Here is a 16,381-nt window from a genome sequence, read left to right as displayed (position 1 = left end):
TGCATTACCTGGTGTTCAATATACCTCTTAACACCTATTCCTTTTTCTCTTGTGGCAACAAGAGCTATTTTTTGTGGGTAGAATTACCCATTAAAATATTCGTTCATCAATGCGAAAATGGTTCATATTTAGAAATTTGGATTAAAATTTAAACGGACTCTTATGCCTACTCACTTTGACTTTTTCGCCAATATACCGCATCACGTTTTAGTCGACATCTACTCCCATATGACGGCTGACAAAATTCTTAAATCGGGCATGCCCAATAAAAAACACCATGCAGCAGCTATAGAAGCTTTATTTAAAAAAGACGATGAGCAAGCCCAAAAACGTCAACTGTTACTTTTAAAGAAATGGATTAGGGAAGGCAATTCCATAAGCATACCTCAAAATGACAATATTATATGGGATGCAATCAAAAGAACATCTAGCGATCCTTATTATTGCTGGCATGGGCTTCTCTTGCTTGCTACAAAAAATGGGATTGATTTAAGTATTCACAATAATTTCTTTTCTCTTCTTTCTGATTATTTTTTTAAGGAGGAGTATCAAGCAGCTACTTATAGTGTCAATCGGCTGATGGCTTTGTATTTTTTTTCTTGTTTTGCTGATACTGCAGCTCCCGAGCAACAATTAATCATTTTAGGAATCCTTACCCACGCCCTTTATGATCAAGATGAGGCTGTTGCCGACTGTGCATGGCAGGTGTTTCAAAAGATTACGATAGTCATTCCTAAGTCTGAACTTGACTACTATGCGTCAGAGAGTATTAAACTTGTTAAAAAATCAGAGCCGTTAACCCTAGCAGATCAACACCATATGGCCTATTTTTTGCCTTTGAGTAAGGGAAAGGTTCGATCGGAGCTGTTAAATTTTTTAAACCAAAGCCATTCCGAAACAATAAAGGCGAGACAATTATTAGTTTGGCAATACCTTGCAACAAAAAAATTAAGTAAAAAAGAGTTAAAATCAGCTTTTGCATTTGTATGGAAAAGTTTAAAGGCTGAACATTCAATCCCAACCAAAAAAACGGCATTAAAAACACTCTCAGCATTAATTCCTCAATTATCTGGGCTTAGTCTTAGCGAAGCAATACTGGAAATACGCAGTATTCTTGAATGCAGCTCCGAGCAGTTAATTCAAGTAGTATTGGAGACAGTATTAAAGAATAATATACCGGTTATAGCCTCTCATGCTCTTTTTCCCAAGATAATTGAAAAACTGTTTAAACTTATTAATTCAAACGCTCAGAATTCGAAAGTGCCACAACTCGCTTTCAAAAATTTAGCTCTCGCAGCCAGTTATCTCGATAAAGAAGTTCAGCAGGAAGCAATTCATATAACCGCAAAAACTATCAATGAAAACCAAGATCCGGAAATACTTAAAGCAGCCTTTGAGACTCTTTCATCGTATAGCCACCTTCTCAGCAATAAGCAAATTGACAAATTTTTTAACCAAGCAGTTTACTATGCCCAATCAGATGGGTTCTTTGATTTTGCGTTGCAAATTCTAATCGCCCTAAGTATTGTGTTAACGTCTGAAAAAACTGATAACGCTATTCGGTTGATTGTAGAAACAAAATTTAATATCCACGATTATTTAGCAGATATTGTTTCTTTAAAATTAACTTTTTTTAGTCGTCTAGCTAAAAAACTGGAAGAAAAACATTTGGAAGCGGTTAATCAAGTCATTTTAGAAGGCCTTGATCAATATGATTCTGACTTGGCATTGGATGTATTTCAAATTTTTCTTCCTATATTGAATCAAAAACAACGCCAAATATTCTTTCAAAAAGCAATGCACTTTTTTGACTCTAAAGATAGCACAACGCAACGCATCGCACTTGAAATTATAAATATCATGCACAGTTATCTGAGCATTCATCAGGTACAGCAATATACACAAAAACCTGGATTTTTGATCCCTAATGAATCAGATGCAGAGGACACCACGCTTTACTTAAAAAATATGGCTCTTCTTTTTAATAAGGTAAATCGGCAAACTCAAGCACTTATCATAAACCTTTTATGCCAAGCAACCCACCACTCTGACCATTTGGTTAGAGGCAGCGCAGTTCATTCCTTTATCCATTTGGTCATCCGAGGCAATATTGACAAAGAAAATATCAAAAATACCTTACCAGAACCTGAAGGCGAGTTTATCAATTATTTCTTAGCTGGCTATGCACATATTAAGCAAGCAGAGGCCTCTCCCACCCTAAATTATAGAAACCAGTGCTTGCTTAATATTTAAAGTCATTAAATAATCTTTTAAAGATAGAAACCCAGCTCTTTTATGAGAAAATTCAACGCTATAAATTTTATCCCCTATCTTATTGCTCTGCTGGTTTATCTTTTTCCAAAGATTACCCAGGCAGAAGCCCAGCCACCATCTCTCGGCAATTTTGCATTACCTTCAGCCCAACAGCCGGGACCTTTACTTTCTTTTGGTCAAAATATCATTGATAAAAATCAGCTACAGATTTTTGTTGACCCCAATTATTTAAAAGAGCCGAACCAACATTACCTAACAGTACCTTTCAGTGCGCTTTATGGTTTATCTGATCAAGCGTCCGTTTTAGTCACACTTCCATGGGCTGTCGATTATGTAAATAAACCTTATCATTCCTCTGGAATAGGAGATATAAGTTTTCAGGTTGAATATGCATTTTTTGAAAAGAGCACTGCAACTTATGTAGACCAATTCACCTTTGTTAATAGCTTATCGCTTCCTACAGGATCCTTTAATAAAAAACCTTCCACCGGTTTTGGAACCCCCAGTGTTTTCGCAGGGGCAACTTTTAACAGGATGTCAGTGGATTGGCTATTGTTTGCATCGCCTGGAGTAATATGGATAACCAAAAATCAAAATATCCAATTAGGTACAGAATATTTTTATCAATGTGGGCTGGGAAGAAATATTCACAGTGTACCTGGACAATATATATTTTTTCTTTTAGGGGAATTAGACGGGACTTACCTTGGAAAAAATAAAATTGATGGCCATTCCTATCCCAACTCCGGTGGTAATATCATTTACGCGACCCCTTCATTGTGGTTTTCAACCAAACGATGGTTTTTCCAGCTGGGATTATCCTTGCCCGTTAGTCAACATTGGAATGGAAATCAAAGTGAAACAAGCTATTTTGCCTCAGCTACCACAGGCTGGACGTTTAACTAATGCATGATTGATTTAAAATAATTTACACAGAATAGCGGTGTTAAAAAAATTTAAAAGGGTATCTCCTTGCCTTCGTTCTACAATTAGTAATAGTTAAATCTATTCTTATTGAGAATTATGGTGATTGAAATTATTTCTCTGCCCGAGGCTCCTGAGGTAGAGGAAGAAAATAACGACTATAAATTTGGTTGTTTTGAAGCGAGACATGCCCGTCCTACCCAGGAAGATGCCTTAGCCTGGTGTGTGATAGAGAAAGAAAAAATTAAACACCTAACGCCTCAAGATATAAGTAAACGTTTATGGACAACTTATAAATACCTCGACGAGGCAGTCAAATCTCTTCCGGAAAAAAGTGGCACTACGGCTTCAACCACTGTTTTCGATGGCCAGAATAGTCTCTTAGTTGCCACCCTGGCTGATGCAGCCTCTTTTCTAGTCATGTATGATCCACAAGGACAAGTTTCAAAAGTAAGTCGATTAAACTCAGTCATTCATAAACCCAATTTACCCTCAGAACAAAGAAGAATAAAAGAACTTGGTGGTTTTATTACTTGCAATGGAGGTGTCTATCGAGTAAATGGTGTTTTAGCTGTATCTCGAGCTATTGGTGATTATGATATTAAAGGTCAAGCCACTGAAAAATTAATATCATCAAATGCAACAATAGATATTGTTAACGTAGATAGTCTTTTTAGTCAAAAAAGAATTGCTAAATTACAAGTTATTATAACCTGTGATGGCTTTACTGATGCTGCAGGCTATGAAGCTACTAAAAGCACACAAGAAGCCTACCTTGCAAGCACCTTATCCATGCTAAATGGAGGCCAGCCAGGCCAAAAATCAGAGAAAGAAATTGCAAAACACTTAGTTAAAAAAGCAAAATTACATTCCTGGGATAACATTTCTGTCGGTGTACAATCCCTTATGCAAGGTCAACCCGTTTTTCTAGGCGTTTATGATGGCCATGGAGGCAGTCAAACAGCACGCTTTGTCGCCCAACATATCATCCCTATTTTTCTTTACCAATGTCTTCTTTCTAATACAGACTATGCCGCTCAACCTTTAAGCGTTAATAGCAATGAAATGGCCTATAGAAAAGACAATGAACATATTATATTTATTTAAGAGTTGGGGTAGTGTTTTGATTAGGAAGCAGTATACTTGGAAAAATTTTTAAATCCTTGGTTGAAGAATCAGAGGGAGTAATTGGCTCCAACCTTCCATTCTCATCTGCAACCCAAACTCCTGTCTCCCGGGCCGCCGTTGGGACATAACTAAAATTACCAGCACAATTAACAACGATAACATTCTCTTTGCCATTTGCTACCCGTCCAGGAATAGTATGCATAACGTTTGCAATAATAAGATGAACATCAACAGGTTCTTTTGTCTTTTTTTGTTCCGAAATTAATATGCCATCTTTATGATCAGCACAAATCTCTATACCAAAACGAATACCATTATAGGTAAAAAAGGGCGTTGAATGGCCTGGGTAAAGGAAATTGGTAATGGAATCAAGATACTCCCCTGCCTCTATACGTTTACTGTATCGTTTAGGTTTAGCTGTTGTCGATTGAAAGAAAATAGAGGCTGTGCTTTTCACAAAAGTCTTGTCTTTAATTTCTTGTCGAAAAGGCTTTAAAGTCTGATAGTGCTCAAGTTGCCATTTCTTAATAAAGCTTGCATATTTTTTTTCTTTATCCGGATTATTCAAATCCATTGTTTTTTCAATGTAGGCAGTACCTGGAATAATAATAGCCTGAGGATAATCATTTGCTAACTTCTGCAAGCGTTTCTCCGCTTCTATAAACGCTTGCTTGGTATAGGAAAAATTAGTGGTTAAGTCTTTCATATCTAATAAGCTAAACTCAGGACACATAAAGAGAAACATTGTTTCTTCATCAATAGAGGGTCTCGCTAATTCATAGGCAAATTTGAATTTTTTCTCAAGAACCTCAATCTTTTCATGAAGACTTAAACTCTGAATAGAAACACCTGGATCCCACATGGCAACAATCAGTGTTTTCATAGCATTACCTTTCATTTCATCCTTACAGTATAGTGAATAATTGCGGATAAAATTACGGTTAGCGACTTCATTAAAGTGCAACAGCTATCCTTCGGATGCCATGGAAAACCTTAAACAACTCTCAAATACCATCCATATAAAGTTTTAATAACTCCTATAACAATAATCAATTTTATTACAGATAGTAAAATATTTATCATAGGCACGTGAGCAACTAATAATCAATATTGCCCCTTATGAAAACGAAAATAGAAAGAGAAGAGAAAAGTCTCTTTGAAGATGTGCCAAACGAAGTAATCAATATCATTGTTGATGCACTAAATAAAGAACCTGAAGCTCAGCGAAACTTAAACCTTAGCTGTCGGTTTTTTTATAACAATTATCATCAACAGTGGCTAATGCTTCATTTAATCGACGCCTGTATTTGCGGCAATCAAGAAAAAGCTCAAAAAATTCTCCAACGATATCCTGAACTGATGATTGAAAAAAAAGATAAGATTACCGATTTGTCTGGCCGAACCTTTTATAACCTCTCTGTTTGGCAATACATCTTATGGGCACTTGACGTGCGCTACATGGCCCCTATGATGCTGCATTGTTTGCCTCATACGGAAGAAGGGGAAGCGATGCGATTACAACTCGCTAAACAATTGGATGAAGTGGAAACTCATGGGGTAATTTATGAGTTAAACGGTAATACTTTTAACGAAAAACACTACGACTTTGCAATCATTAGCGTATTGTCTGCCTATTATAATGAATGTTATAGCCTTAGCGACACCCCAATAAGTACTCGGATCAAATCAATTAGCGACGCCCAACAACTAGTCCCTGCCCATGTAGCCCAACACTATTGTGATACTAACGTACCCTTTACTCCCACACCGACATTTAAAAAAGAACAGTTTACTCGTTCGCTTAACTGTTATTTGGGTGCTAACTCCTTAGGAAATTGGTTTGCTTGCTTAAAGTCATTAGGCCATTCCTATGCAATATCCAAGGCATGGAGCACACAAGCGACATTACGTTTGGATTTCCCGAGTGAAATTGCCATGGTTGATTGGGTTGCCCTCTTTACATTAAAAAAAGCGCGAAACGCCGATTTAGCTTTTTTAAAACAGCAATTGCAAAAACCACTTCAAGAATGCGTTAAAGGTGATTTTTCTGCAACAATTTGATTTTTCTCTAAACAATATTAAATTTTTACGCTAAAATAGGACACTTATTATGCGGATATTAATAAAATGCCAGCTTCTCATATTTTACTTGCTCTTTTAGTTGCTCTTATCTGGGGTATTAATTTTCTTTTTGTTAAGTTAAGTCTTGAAGAAATTTCCCCCTTGTTTCTAAGTACCTTAAGATTCCTATTAGCCAGTATTCCAGCTGTTTTTTTTATAAAGCCTCCCGCAGCACCTTTCAGGTTAATCCTGTCTTATGGCCTGATTATGTTTGCTTTGCAATTTTCTTTACTTTTCCTTGGTATGCATGCAGGCATGACGCCCGGGATGGCTTCATTATTAATCCAAGTGCAGGTTTTCTTTAGTATGTTTTTTGCTGCAGCATTTTTAAAAGAACATCCTAACCCTTTTCAAATTGTGGGCGCGCTTGTGTCTTTTTCAGGCATTGGTTTAGTTGCTTTGCATTTTGATAGCAATATTTCTGTTTTAGGTTTTATTTTAATCTTAAGCTCAGCGGCAACCTGGGGGTTCGGTAACTTAATCACTAAAAAGGCAATCAACGTTAATATGATTTCTCTCGTTGTATGGGGTAGCTTTGTTGCCATTATCCCTATGCTCTTAATCACACTGACTTTTGAAGGCATGACCAGTGTTATCAATACCTACAATCACCTGACCTGGCGCGGATTTTCTGCTTTAGCTTACATTGTTTATATTTCAACCTGGGTAGGATACGGGGTTTGGAATTGGTTGGTAAGCCGTTATCCAGTTAGCACGATAGTGCCCTTTACCCTTTTGATTCCCGTGGTGGGCATCTTAAGTTCTGTAATTATTCTTGGTGAGCCTTTTCAGCTTTGGAAATTAGCAGCTGGCCTACTCGTTATAAGCGGTCTTTGCATTAATGTGCTTAGCACCCGTTTTTTTGGTGTTAAGTTAAATCAGACAGCACAAAACAATGCCAACTAAATTTATCAAGGAACATTCCTTGCAGGTTCTTATCGTTGATTGCCCAACTTGAGCTCGCCTACCTACTTCCCGCGTTTATTTAACAGGGATTTATAGCTTAGTGCTGGCCTATACTATCTTTTCGTAAACTTATCATCAAGATTCGAAATCTTTGAATATCAAGGATATACTGAAAACATACATCGCATGATTTGGATATTGTTCTAATGCCAAAATTGTTTCGAGAAAAAAGTCTTCTTCGGTTAAATAACCCTGAAAAATTAGACAACCTTTTTCGAATTGTTTCCCCATTAAATTGGTTAATACTGATAGCATTGGCCTTACTTCTACTAATGATTGTTGCCTGGTCTATATGGGGTCGAATTGATACCCGAATATCAGGAAACGGTATCTTAATCAGTGGTGGACAAAAAATTTATGACGCTATCGCCGAAGAATCAGGACGTTTATTAACAATTGACGTAGAAATCGGCGAAATCGTTAAAAAAGGACAACAACTGGCAACCCTTAAGCTCCCTCTTCTTAATTTGGAATTAGAAAATAAACAACAACTTCTTGGCACCCTGCAAAGGCAGCTTAATGATTTACAGCAATTTATTCAAAAGGATTTTAAACTTGAGCAGGAAAAGAATGCAGTCCTTCAAGCAAATTGGGCCAGTGATTTAAGAAATGCCAATTTGCATTTGGAGTACTTAAAAAGCGCTATTGCAGAACGTGAAAAACTTGTAGGTAAAGCTGTATCACGGCAAGAGCTGGCAGATTTAAAAAGTAATTATTTTAAAGAAATACAAGAGCGCGATGAAATCCAAAAAAAAATGACCGACAACATTATCGAATTTAAACGGCGTACAGAAGCTAATCAACAGCGGATAATAGAGCTTAAGAATCGTATTCTGCAAGCACAAATGGAGTTGGCTCTAGTTCAAAAAAAAATTAAGGTTCACAGCATTATTGTCAGTCCTGTGGATGGGGAAATCATTAATATCCTTGGCAAACCGGGTGAAATTGTTCAGACGGGCAGTAAGGTTATGGACATAGAACCCTATGCTGAAACAATAGATGCAGCGGTTTATGTGCCTGCAGGGATGGGTAAAGTTATCCTTCCCGGCATGGTAGCCCATGTCGTACCCAGTACCGTCAAAAAACAGGAATATGGCAGTATTTTAGGGGTGGTTGAGACCGTCGCCAGTTTTCCCAGTACCCACAGCAGCATGATGGCCGTTCTATCCAATGAAAAATTAGTCGAAAACTTTACCAAAGATGGCCCTCAGTTGTACGTGCGTATTGATTTAAAAGAGGCGAATACACCAAGCCGTTTTAAATGGACTACCTCAAAAGGACCTAATATGATTATTACAAATGGAACTTTATGCACCGCCGATATTGTTATCAAAACACAACCTCCAATTACTTTGGTCGTACCAGCTATTAAACAATTTTTAGGAATAGACTAAAGCTATCATGTTATTTGACAGAGTAATCAATCAGATAAAAAAAACGCCGACCGTCTTACAAATAGAAGCTGTCGAATGTGGCGCTGTCGCCCTTGGTATTGTGCTAGCCCATTATGGTCGATGGGTTCCTCTTGATGTATTACGAAATGACTGTGGTGTTTCTCGTGATGGAAGTAGGGCTGACAATATCTATCGCGCTGCTGAAAAGCATGGAATGGAAGTTGAAGCTTACAGTATCGAACCTGAGGAAATCATTGACTCTCAATTGCCAGCAATTATTCATTGGGAATTCAACCATTTCGTCGTTCTGGAAGGAGCAAGTAAGCATGCTGTTTATATTAATGATCCGGCCTATGGGTCTCGTACTTTAACCTGGGAAGAATTTGATGAAGGCTTCACAGGAATAATTCTTGAACTAAAACCTAGTCTTCAGTTCGTAAAAGCAGGCAATAAACCTAGAATTCTACCCAGCTTGTTTAATCGTTTACGTCACTCTCAAGCAGCAGTATTTTTCATTATTTTAACAACGTTGTCTTTAGCTATTCCAGGGATTGCTATTGCGACATTAAATAAAATTTTTATTGATGAGGTATTAGTACAACAATTAACGAACTGGCAAAGACCTGTATTGTTAGGCCTAATCGTAGCAGCCCTTTTTAGTGGCCTATTAACCTGGTATCAACGAATAATGCTGGCCCGTCTGGAAACTAAAATGGCTTTGGTGAATGGTTCAACTTTTTTCTGGCATTTACTGCGGCTTCCGATGTCTTTTTTTAATCAACGTTATCTTGGGGATATCCTTAACCGTTTGCAATCCAGTGACGCTATAGCCAATTTGGTTTCTCAACAGTTTGGCACAAACATGGTTAATTTGATGCTAGCTTTAATATATCTTATGATTTTATTCCTGCTTAGCGTACCGTTGACTCTTTTGGTTATATTTACCACCCTTATCAATATTATAACGCTATTGCTTATTGCCAATCGACGAGCCAGTGAAAGTCAACGCCAAACAAAAGCAATCAATGGGTTAATGAGTACTGCTGTTAGTGGACTACAGCTTATAGAAACTTACAAAGCATCCGGTGCTGAAAATGATTTTTTTCGCAAATTTAGCGGTATGCATGCCAATCATTTGCTGGCAGAACAACAATTAGGCTGGACAAGAGATGCCTCCTCAATAGTCCCCATGGCATTGGATTTACTTACCAATACTATAATTCTGGGTATCGGTGCCTGGTTAACTATTTTGGGAGAAATGACTATTGGTACTGTGATAGGTTTCCAAATTTTGTATCGTGGTTTTATTTCTCCAATTAAAATGCTGGTAATGCTGGCAGGAAAAGTACAGGAGATTTCAGCCGACTTATTTACTGTAAAAGATATTACTTCACATCGACTAGCACCACGTTATATCAAACCTCAAACCAATGAATTTCCCGAAAATCATAAACTAACAGGTCATGTGGTTTTTGATAAAATCACGTTTGGTTATAGCCCCTTAGCCGAACCTCTGTTAGTTAATTTTTCCCTGGAAATTAAACCAGGTAAGCGAGTAGCGCTTGTAGGTAGTTCCGGGAGCGGTAAATCTACTATTGGCAAACTTTTGCTAGGGCACTATCAACCATGGACGGGAAATATACGCATTGATGGAAAACCGCTTCAAGACATCCCCAACGAAATAAAAATTAATTCAATAGCCAGCATTGATCAGGACATTAATTTATTCCATGCTACCTTAAAAGAAAATTTGACGTTATGGAATCCCACCATTCCAGACGAGGAAATTCTCAATGCCTGTAAGGCAGTTTTAATGCACGAAGCCATTGCTGGTGAACGGGAGCAAGGTTATGAAAGCATGATTAGTGAAGGAGGCTCCAATTTTAGCGGCGGACAACGGCAGCGTTTAGAAATAGCGCGTGCTCTACTTCAAAAACCGAGTATACTTATTCTGGATGAAGCCACTTCTGCACTCGATCCTCAAATGGAACAAATGATAGATTCACATTTACGGCAATTAGGCTGCACCCTTTTAATTATCTCCCACCGATTAAGCACCATACGTGACTCAGACGAGATTATTGTACTGGAAGGAGGTCAAGTGGTTGAACGAGGGACACATGAAGAGTTATTAGCCATTAAAGGGGCTTATTGCCATTTATTGGCAAGCGAGGCTTAAGTGATGAATGATCAATCAATTATTCATTCCCTTGGTCGGGAGTTTGATTTATTTGAAATAGATTGCAACTATCTAATTGCCAAAGGCAATGTTGATCTTTTTTTGATTCCTACGGAAGGTATTGAATCTGGCAAGCGCTACCCGCTGGGACATTGGCGAACAGGTGAGTTACTGATCGGGTTAAAAGGAAGCAATATTCAGTCAAAGTGGCAATTGTTAGCCTCTTCCTCAGTAGACATTGAACTTACGCCTATTGACTGGAAAGACATAAAAAACACCGCATTACGTCAATGGCAGCAACATTTTATAGATTATTTGCATCAACACAAAGTCACTGATTCCAAAGCATTGCTAATTAAGAGCAAACAAAACAAATCTGAAATAACCTTAAGATTTTATAGAAACATCCATGAGTCACTCATTAAGATAACTCATTTAATTCGGCAAACTGAAAAACAACGTGCCACTCAACGAAAAAAAATTGAGAATAATTTACTCAAACGTGCCTATGGACAAATGCTTTCCACTTTGCAGCCTTACACAGCTATTGGTAAAGCCGGGCGAAAAAACACTTTAACGTTTTGTATTCGGCATGTGGCGCACTTTTATCAGTTAATAATTCCTGAATTTCTTCACATTGGCACAATGGAAGAAATTACTCAAAAATCAGGCCTGTTGGTACGTCAGGTGCAACTTGGCGCAAAATGGTGGCGTAGTGCCACGAATCCTTTATTATTACAAAAACCTAATGAAGAAGGGTTCTATTTAGCAGTTCCCAGGTTAACGTATGGACTAATCTTGATTAATCCACTCGATGGGGTAAGAAAAAAACTTACAGCAAAGGAGGCTCAACATTTTGCATTAACAGCCTGGCAGATTTATTGCCCCTTGCCTTCAGAAAAACTAAAAATCCGGAATTTAATTCCTTTTTCATTTCGTGGCACCCAACGTGATCTGCTGCGTTTAATAACGGTAGGCTCTTTAGCAGCGATACTCAGTCTTGTTCCCCCCTGGTTTACCGGTGTTTTATTTGAACAAGTCGTCCCAGCAGGGAATTTCTCACAACTTAAACAGATTATTTGGGCTTTAGCTGTGGCGGCCCTTTCAGCAAGTTTATTTGAGCTTGTTCGTGCAGTTACCGTCCTTCGAATTGGAAGTAAATTAAATCTTAATCTTGAGATTGCTATTTGGGATCGTCTTATTCGCCTTCCAGCTACTTTTTTTCGTGAATTTACCAGTGGCGATTTAGCTAAAAGAGCCATGGCAGCCAGTAGTGTACGTCAAATTATGGCAGGCGTAGTCATAAACTCCCTCCTGAGCGGGATTTTTTCTCTCTTTAGCCTGGCTCTGCTATTTTATTATGATCGCGGATTAGCTTTGACTGCTACACTCATTATTCTCCTTATTTGCATCTATACGCTGTTCATTAGCAAAAAACAACTTTCCCATTACAAATCGGTTACAGCCATCAGTGGTGAACTTTCTGGAATGGTCATTCAGCTACTCGGTGGTATTGGAAAAATTCAAGCAACAGGCCGCGAAAAAACAGCCTTTTCGTTATGGGCCCTCAAAAATAGCCAGATAAAAAACGAAACTTATAAAGCGAATTGGTATAACGCTTTATTATCGAGCTTAAATGCATTATGGTTGACTTTACTGTCTGTAATTATTTTTGCCCAATTTGTTAGCCGTGAAAACGCGTTGAGTTTGGGTATTTTTCTAGCCTTTAATGCGGCACTCGGACAATTTGCTGCAGGCATGCTAGCAATGACTGATGCTATTAGTACTGTTATTAACAGTATTCCTCTTATGAAGCGGCTAACCCCAATTATTGAAAACATACCAGAAATCCATGCCGGAAAGCATGATCCGGGCGTTTTAAAAGGAAAATTGGAAGTGGACCAACTACGCTTCTCTTATACTAAGGAGCAAACAGTTGTTAAAAACGTATCCTTCTCCATTGAACCCGGACAGTATGTAGCAGTTACCGGCCCATCAGGCTCAGGAAAATCAACGCTGCTGCGCCTTCTGCTAGGATTTGAAAAGCCTGACCAAGGTAATATTTTTTTTGATGATCACGATATTAAACAATTAAATATCCAACGCGTTCGTGAGCAATGTGGAGTTGTGTTACAAAACAGTTTTTTAATATCAGGTACGCTCTTTGACAATATTGTGGGCTCAGCCCCTCTGACACAGGAAGACGCCTGGATAGCCGCAGAAAAGGCCGGTTTGGCAGATGATATTCGTAAAATGCCTATGGGGATGCATACTGTGATTTCTGAGCGTGGCGGGACATTATCTGGAGGACAACGCCAACGAATATTAATAGCAAGAGCGCTTGCTAAAAGCCCGCGAATTTTATTTTTTGATGAGGCGACTAGCTCTTTAGATAATCTCACACAAGCTATTGTTATTGAAAGCCTTGAAAAATTAAACGTGACACGTCTTGTTATCGCGCATCGATTATCCACTATTGAAAAAGCTGATTTGATACTGGTCATGCAACAAGGAGAAGTTGTTCAATCGGGTTCTTATATTGAACTAATGAAAGTGGAAGGATTATTTCAAACCATGGCTAAACGACAATTAACCGAGTAAAATTTATTATCCCATTATTAACACTATCCTCGATTATTTAAACAAATTACCTTGGGTGAAAGAAGTTAAGCTTAGAATACGAGAAGATGGGCGTGTCTATTTTGGAGAAGCGTTGGTTATACCTAAAGCAGAAAATAATTTAGTGGATAAATTACCTGAATAAATAATTACTTGTGCAAAGACAATAAATTATTGCCCTGAAGGGCAAAATCATACTCTATGTAAAATACAAACAAAACGACGTTACCCTGAGCAAAACAAAAGATCTCTTTGTTTAAAAATAAAGGAGTTATCTGCTGGAGCTCTTCGCTTTGCTCAGGATGGCGGCAATTTTCGCAAGATGACAATGCTAAATTTATTATGTGCCCTGAAAAAGCTATATCAGCTGATCACTCCTGATTAGACGAACACCATTGCTAATTAACTCTTCTCTTATTTTCTCAAAAACAGCATGATTAAGAGGCGCAGTAGCATCTTCTATTAAAGAACACTGAAAACCCTCAGCTAGAGCATCTTTAATACTAAAATAAACACATATATCCGCACATAACCCGCAAAAATAAAGATCATCGGCACCTTTGTCTTTTAAATAACCAGACAAGCCTGTGCTTTTGTTGTGATCATTATCGTAAAAGCCGCTATAACTATCTATGTCAGGCGCAGTTCCCTTCCGAAAGATAGCTTCTATAGGGTGCGTTTCCAGTTGAGGATGAAATTCAGCTCCAGAGGTTCCTTGTACACAATGATTTGGCCATAGCGTTTGCTCTCTGCCTCGTAACTTTATTTTTTCAAAAGGCTCTTTGCCTATATGATTAGACGCGAAACTTTTATGATTTGCTGGATGCCAATCCTGAGTGGCTACCACCAGTTCAAAGCGAGGTAATAGCTGATTAATCACTGGAATAATAGGTTCACTGTTAGGAACAGCAAGGCTACCCCCCGGTAAAAAATCATTTTGTACGTCAAGAATAATTAATGTTTTCATAATATTTTATACTTCTTTATTAATGCATCACGCTCATCTCTAAGTGCAGAACTTAATCCGACTTTATAAATATGTGGATTATCAAATCTTTTATATTCTTCAGGTAATTGATTAAATCGTTCCTGGCTGTATTGTACTATACTGGAAAGCGTTATAGCTTGTTGTAAGGATTTACCATTCTCCATTACTTTTCTTAATAAAGGTTCCTTTTTATAGTTTTGCAAACTGAGTTTTCTTGAAACATCAAAAGGATGGTGCATCAGGGTCACATCCTTTTCGCTTTCTATAACGACAGCATCAGCACCATAAAAAATTTCCTCTTCATTAACAATGCGCAGAACTTGTTTTTTATCTGGCAAGGTAATTTTACTAATATTTTCAGACAACTTAATACGGGGCTTGCCATTCGCAAAAGCTAACTTATAAACACCATCGAGAGCAGCATCAGGATGTCCAACAACTAGATTAGTACCCACCCCAAAAGCATCGATAGGAGCCTCTTGATCAATTAAACTTTTAATCACATACTCATCCAATTGATTAGAGGCAATAATTTGTACTTGGTGCAAACCGGCTTCATCAAGCATTTCACGTGCAGCCTTCGCTAAATAAGCCAAATCACCACTGTCCAAGCGAATTCCTTTTAATGGTTGCCCCCTTCTTTGCATTTCTTTACCAACTGCAATAGCTTTAGGCAATCCACTTTCTAGGGTGTTATAAGTATCCACCAATAAAATACAATCCTCTGGCCATAAATTAGAAAAATCGCGAAAAGCCTCTAATTCATCGTCATAACGTTGTATAAATGAATGGGCCATTGTTCCCGCTATTGGAAGTTTGTACCTTTGCCCCGCATAAACGTTACTGGTGGCATTAAATCCACCAATAATCGCCGCACGGCTTGCATAAAGACCACCAGGACCTTGCGCTCTTCTTAAACCAAATTCAATCAATTGCCGCTTTCCTGCCACATAGCGCATACGACGAGCTTTTGTTGCAATAAGGGTTTGAAAATTCAATGTATTTAGGAGAATGGTTTCTATAATCTGCGCTTCAATAATTGACGCTTCAACGGTTAAAATGGGACAAACCGGAAAAACTATCTCCCCTTCCTGGCACGAAAAGATATTGCCTTTAAAACGAAAATCCTTTAGGTAAGCAAGAAAATTAGCATCAAATCCCTGCTCTTTCAGGAAATCAATTTCTTCTTTTTTGAAATGAAAATTTTCAAGTATTTCTAATAAGTCATTTAAACCAGCAAAAACTGCGTAGCCTCCATTAAAAGGAAGTTTTCGAAAAAAATAATCAAATAGGGCAGGCTCCTTTACTCCTTTTAAAAAGTAAATTTGCGCCATAGTAAGTTGATACTTGTCAGTATAATTACCCGTAAAATTAAACATCTTTCGAAATCCTTTGTATATTTCAAGCTATAGTGATCATACAGCGAAGACAAAAAAACCGTTTATAAGCTCGCATTTGCAGAGAATAGTTTATCTATGAGGAATCACTGACAGAAATCTATCCCTACATCGCTAAATTATTTCTCTACTTAATGCGCGTCGAGTATAGCATTATTTCAGTTAACAGCTTAATTGTATGCTCACAAATCACAGCAGTGATAAGGTACAGAAGATTCTTCACTACGTTCAGAATGACGTTTATATCAACTGAGATGAGTACTCCAACTACGTCATCCTGAAAGCAGCTACGCTGCTTGAAGGATCTCTTTAAGGCGAAGCATGATACAAAAGCGGAGGGATTCTTCGCTTCACTTTGTAGATAACGGTTCTTCAGAATGGGGTTAAACGC

The 16,381-nt window shown here is 38.0% G+C and carries 11 protein-coding genes; 8 read left to right on the top strand and 3 right to left on the bottom strand.

Annotation, left to right across the window (positions count from 1 at the left end; translation table 11 throughout):
* Window positions 1-162: 162 nt before the first annotated feature.
* The 3 genes from Ljam_RS11740 to Ljam_RS11730 all read left to right on the top strand — a co-directional run bounded on the left by Ljam_RS11740 (window position 163) and on the right by Ljam_RS11730 (window position 4,305).
* Entirely contained in the window at window positions 163-2,253 is a 2,091-nt protein-coding gene (locus Ljam_RS11740) for a hypothetical protein (protein WP_058450199.1), read from the top strand.
* 42 nt (window positions 2,254-2,295) lie between these two features.
* A complete protein-coding gene (locus Ljam_RS11735) occupies window positions 2,296-3,180 on the top strand; it encodes a hypothetical protein (RefSeq protein ID WP_238583722.1) in 885 nt (294 codons plus the stop codon).
* A gap of 117 nt (window positions 3,181-3,297) precedes the next feature.
* Window positions 3,298-4,305: a PP2C family serine/threonine-protein phosphatase gene (locus Ljam_RS11730; protein ID WP_058450198.1), complete on the top strand. Its 1,008-nt coding sequence runs from the start codon at window positions 3,298-3,300 to the stop codon at window positions 4,303-4,305.
* Here the strand turns inward: Ljam_RS11730 and Ljam_RS11725 are convergent.
* Complete coding sequence (locus Ljam_RS11725) at window positions 4,298-5,209, bottom strand: hypothetical protein (protein ID WP_131762505.1); 912 nt, start codon at window positions 5,207-5,209, stop codon at window positions 4,298-4,300. The genes Ljam_RS11730 and Ljam_RS11725 overlap by 8 nt on opposite strands.
* 236 nt (window positions 5,210-5,445) lie before the next feature.
* Here Ljam_RS11725 and Ljam_RS11720 point away from each other — a divergent pair, with 236 nt between their 5' ends.
* From Ljam_RS11720 to Ljam_RS11700, 5 genes are all read left to right on the top strand, one after another.
* Complete coding sequence (locus tag Ljam_RS11720; protein WP_058450196.1) at window positions 5,446-6,387, top strand: hypothetical protein; 942 nt, start codon at window positions 5,446-5,448, stop codon at window positions 6,385-6,387.
* 66 nt (window positions 6,388-6,453) lie between these two features.
* On the top strand, window positions 6,454-7,353 hold the full coding sequence (locus Ljam_RS11715) for an EamA family transporter (RefSeq protein ID WP_058450195.1): 900 nt from the start codon (window positions 6,454-6,456) through the stop codon (window positions 7,351-7,353).
* A 206-nt stretch (window positions 7,354-7,559) separates the two neighbouring features.
* Window positions 7,560-8,807 carry an NHLP bacteriocin system secretion protein gene (locus Ljam_RS11710; RefSeq protein WP_058450194.1) on the top strand — a complete coding sequence of 416 codons (1,248 nt, stop codon included), beginning with the start codon at window positions 7,560-7,562 and terminating at the stop codon, window positions 8,805-8,807.
* A gap of 7 nt (window positions 8,808-8,814) precedes the next feature.
* The gene (locus Ljam_RS11705) at window positions 8,815-10,986 is read left to right on the top strand and encodes an NHLP family bacteriocin export ABC transporter peptidase/permease/ATPase subunit (RefSeq protein WP_058450193.1); all 2,172 of its coding nucleotides are present in this window, start codon (window positions 8,815-8,817) and stop codon (window positions 10,984-10,986) included.
* Between the two features lie 3 nt (window positions 10,987-10,989).
* Complete coding sequence (locus Ljam_RS11700; protein WP_074881798.1) at window positions 10,990-13,587, top strand: NHLP bacteriocin export ABC transporter permease/ATPase subunit; 2,598 nt, start codon at window positions 10,990-10,992, stop codon at window positions 13,585-13,587.
* 376 nt (window positions 13,588-13,963) lie between these two features.
* Here Ljam_RS11700 and pncA read toward each other — a convergent pair whose 3' ends face one another.
* Together pncA and Ljam_RS11690 are read right to left on the bottom strand one after the other, a co-directional pair.
* On the bottom strand, window positions 13,964-14,572 hold the full coding sequence (gene pncA / locus Ljam_RS11695) for a bifunctional nicotinamidase/pyrazinamidase (RefSeq protein WP_058450191.1): 609 nt from the start codon (window positions 14,570-14,572) through the stop codon (window positions 13,964-13,966).
* Entirely contained in the window at window positions 14,569-15,972 is a 1,404-nt protein-coding gene (locus Ljam_RS11690) for a nicotinate phosphoribosyltransferase (RefSeq protein ID WP_058450190.1), read from the bottom strand. Before Ljam_RS11690 ends, pncA begins: the two co-directional genes overlap by 4 nt.
* Window positions 15,973-16,381: the final 409 nt, after the last annotated feature.

Origin of the sequence: Legionella jamestowniensis (genome assembly GCF_001467745.1) — a bacterium.
In the GTDB taxonomy this organism is placed as follows: domain Bacteria; phylum Pseudomonadota; class Gammaproteobacteria; order Legionellales; family Legionellaceae; genus Tatlockia; species Tatlockia jamestowniensis.
The sequence above is the reverse complement of the archived record's forward strand: the minus strand, read 5'-3'. Positions and strand labels throughout refer to the sequence as shown.

What these genes read in the sequence shown, in the direction of transcription:
- Ljam_RS11740 (WP_058450199.1), top strand. Translation starts at nt 163, where the DNA reads ATGCCTACTCACTTTGACTTTTTCGCCAATATACCGCATCACGTTTTA.
- Ljam_RS11735 (WP_238583722.1), top strand. Translation starts at nt 2,296, where the DNA reads ATGAGAAAATTCAACGCTATAAATTTTATCCCCTATCTTATTGCTCTG.
- Ljam_RS11730 (WP_058450198.1), top strand. Translation starts at nt 3,298, where the DNA reads ATGGTGATTGAAATTATTTCTCTGCCCGAGGCTCCTGAGGTAGAGGAA.
- Ljam_RS11725 (WP_131762505.1), bottom strand. Translation starts at nt 5,209, where the DNA reads ATGAAAACACTGATTGTTGCCATGTGGGATCCAGGTGTTTCTATTCAG.
- Ljam_RS11720 (WP_058450196.1), top strand. Translation starts at nt 5,446, where the DNA reads ATGAAAACGAAAATAGAAAGAGAAGAGAAAAGTCTCTTTGAAGATGTG.
- Ljam_RS11715 (WP_058450195.1), top strand. Translation starts at nt 6,454, where the DNA reads ATGCCAGCTTCTCATATTTTACTTGCTCTTTTAGTTGCTCTTATCTGG.
- Ljam_RS11710 (WP_058450194.1), top strand. Translation starts at nt 7,560, where the DNA reads ATGCCAAAATTGTTTCGAGAAAAAAGTCTTCTTCGGTTAAATAACCCT.
- Ljam_RS11705 (WP_058450193.1), top strand. Translation starts at nt 8,815, where the DNA reads ATGTTATTTGACAGAGTAATCAATCAGATAAAAAAAACGCCGACCGTC.
- Ljam_RS11700 (WP_074881798.1), top strand. Translation starts at nt 10,990, where the DNA reads ATGAATGATCAATCAATTATTCATTCCCTTGGTCGGGAGTTTGATTTA.
- pncA (WP_058450191.1), bottom strand. Translation starts at nt 14,572, where the DNA reads ATGAAAACATTAATTATTCTTGACGTACAAAATGATTTTTTACCGGGG.
- Ljam_RS11690 (WP_058450190.1), bottom strand. Translation starts at nt 15,972, where the DNA reads ATGTTTAATTTTACGGGTAATTATACTGACAAGTATCAACTTACTATG.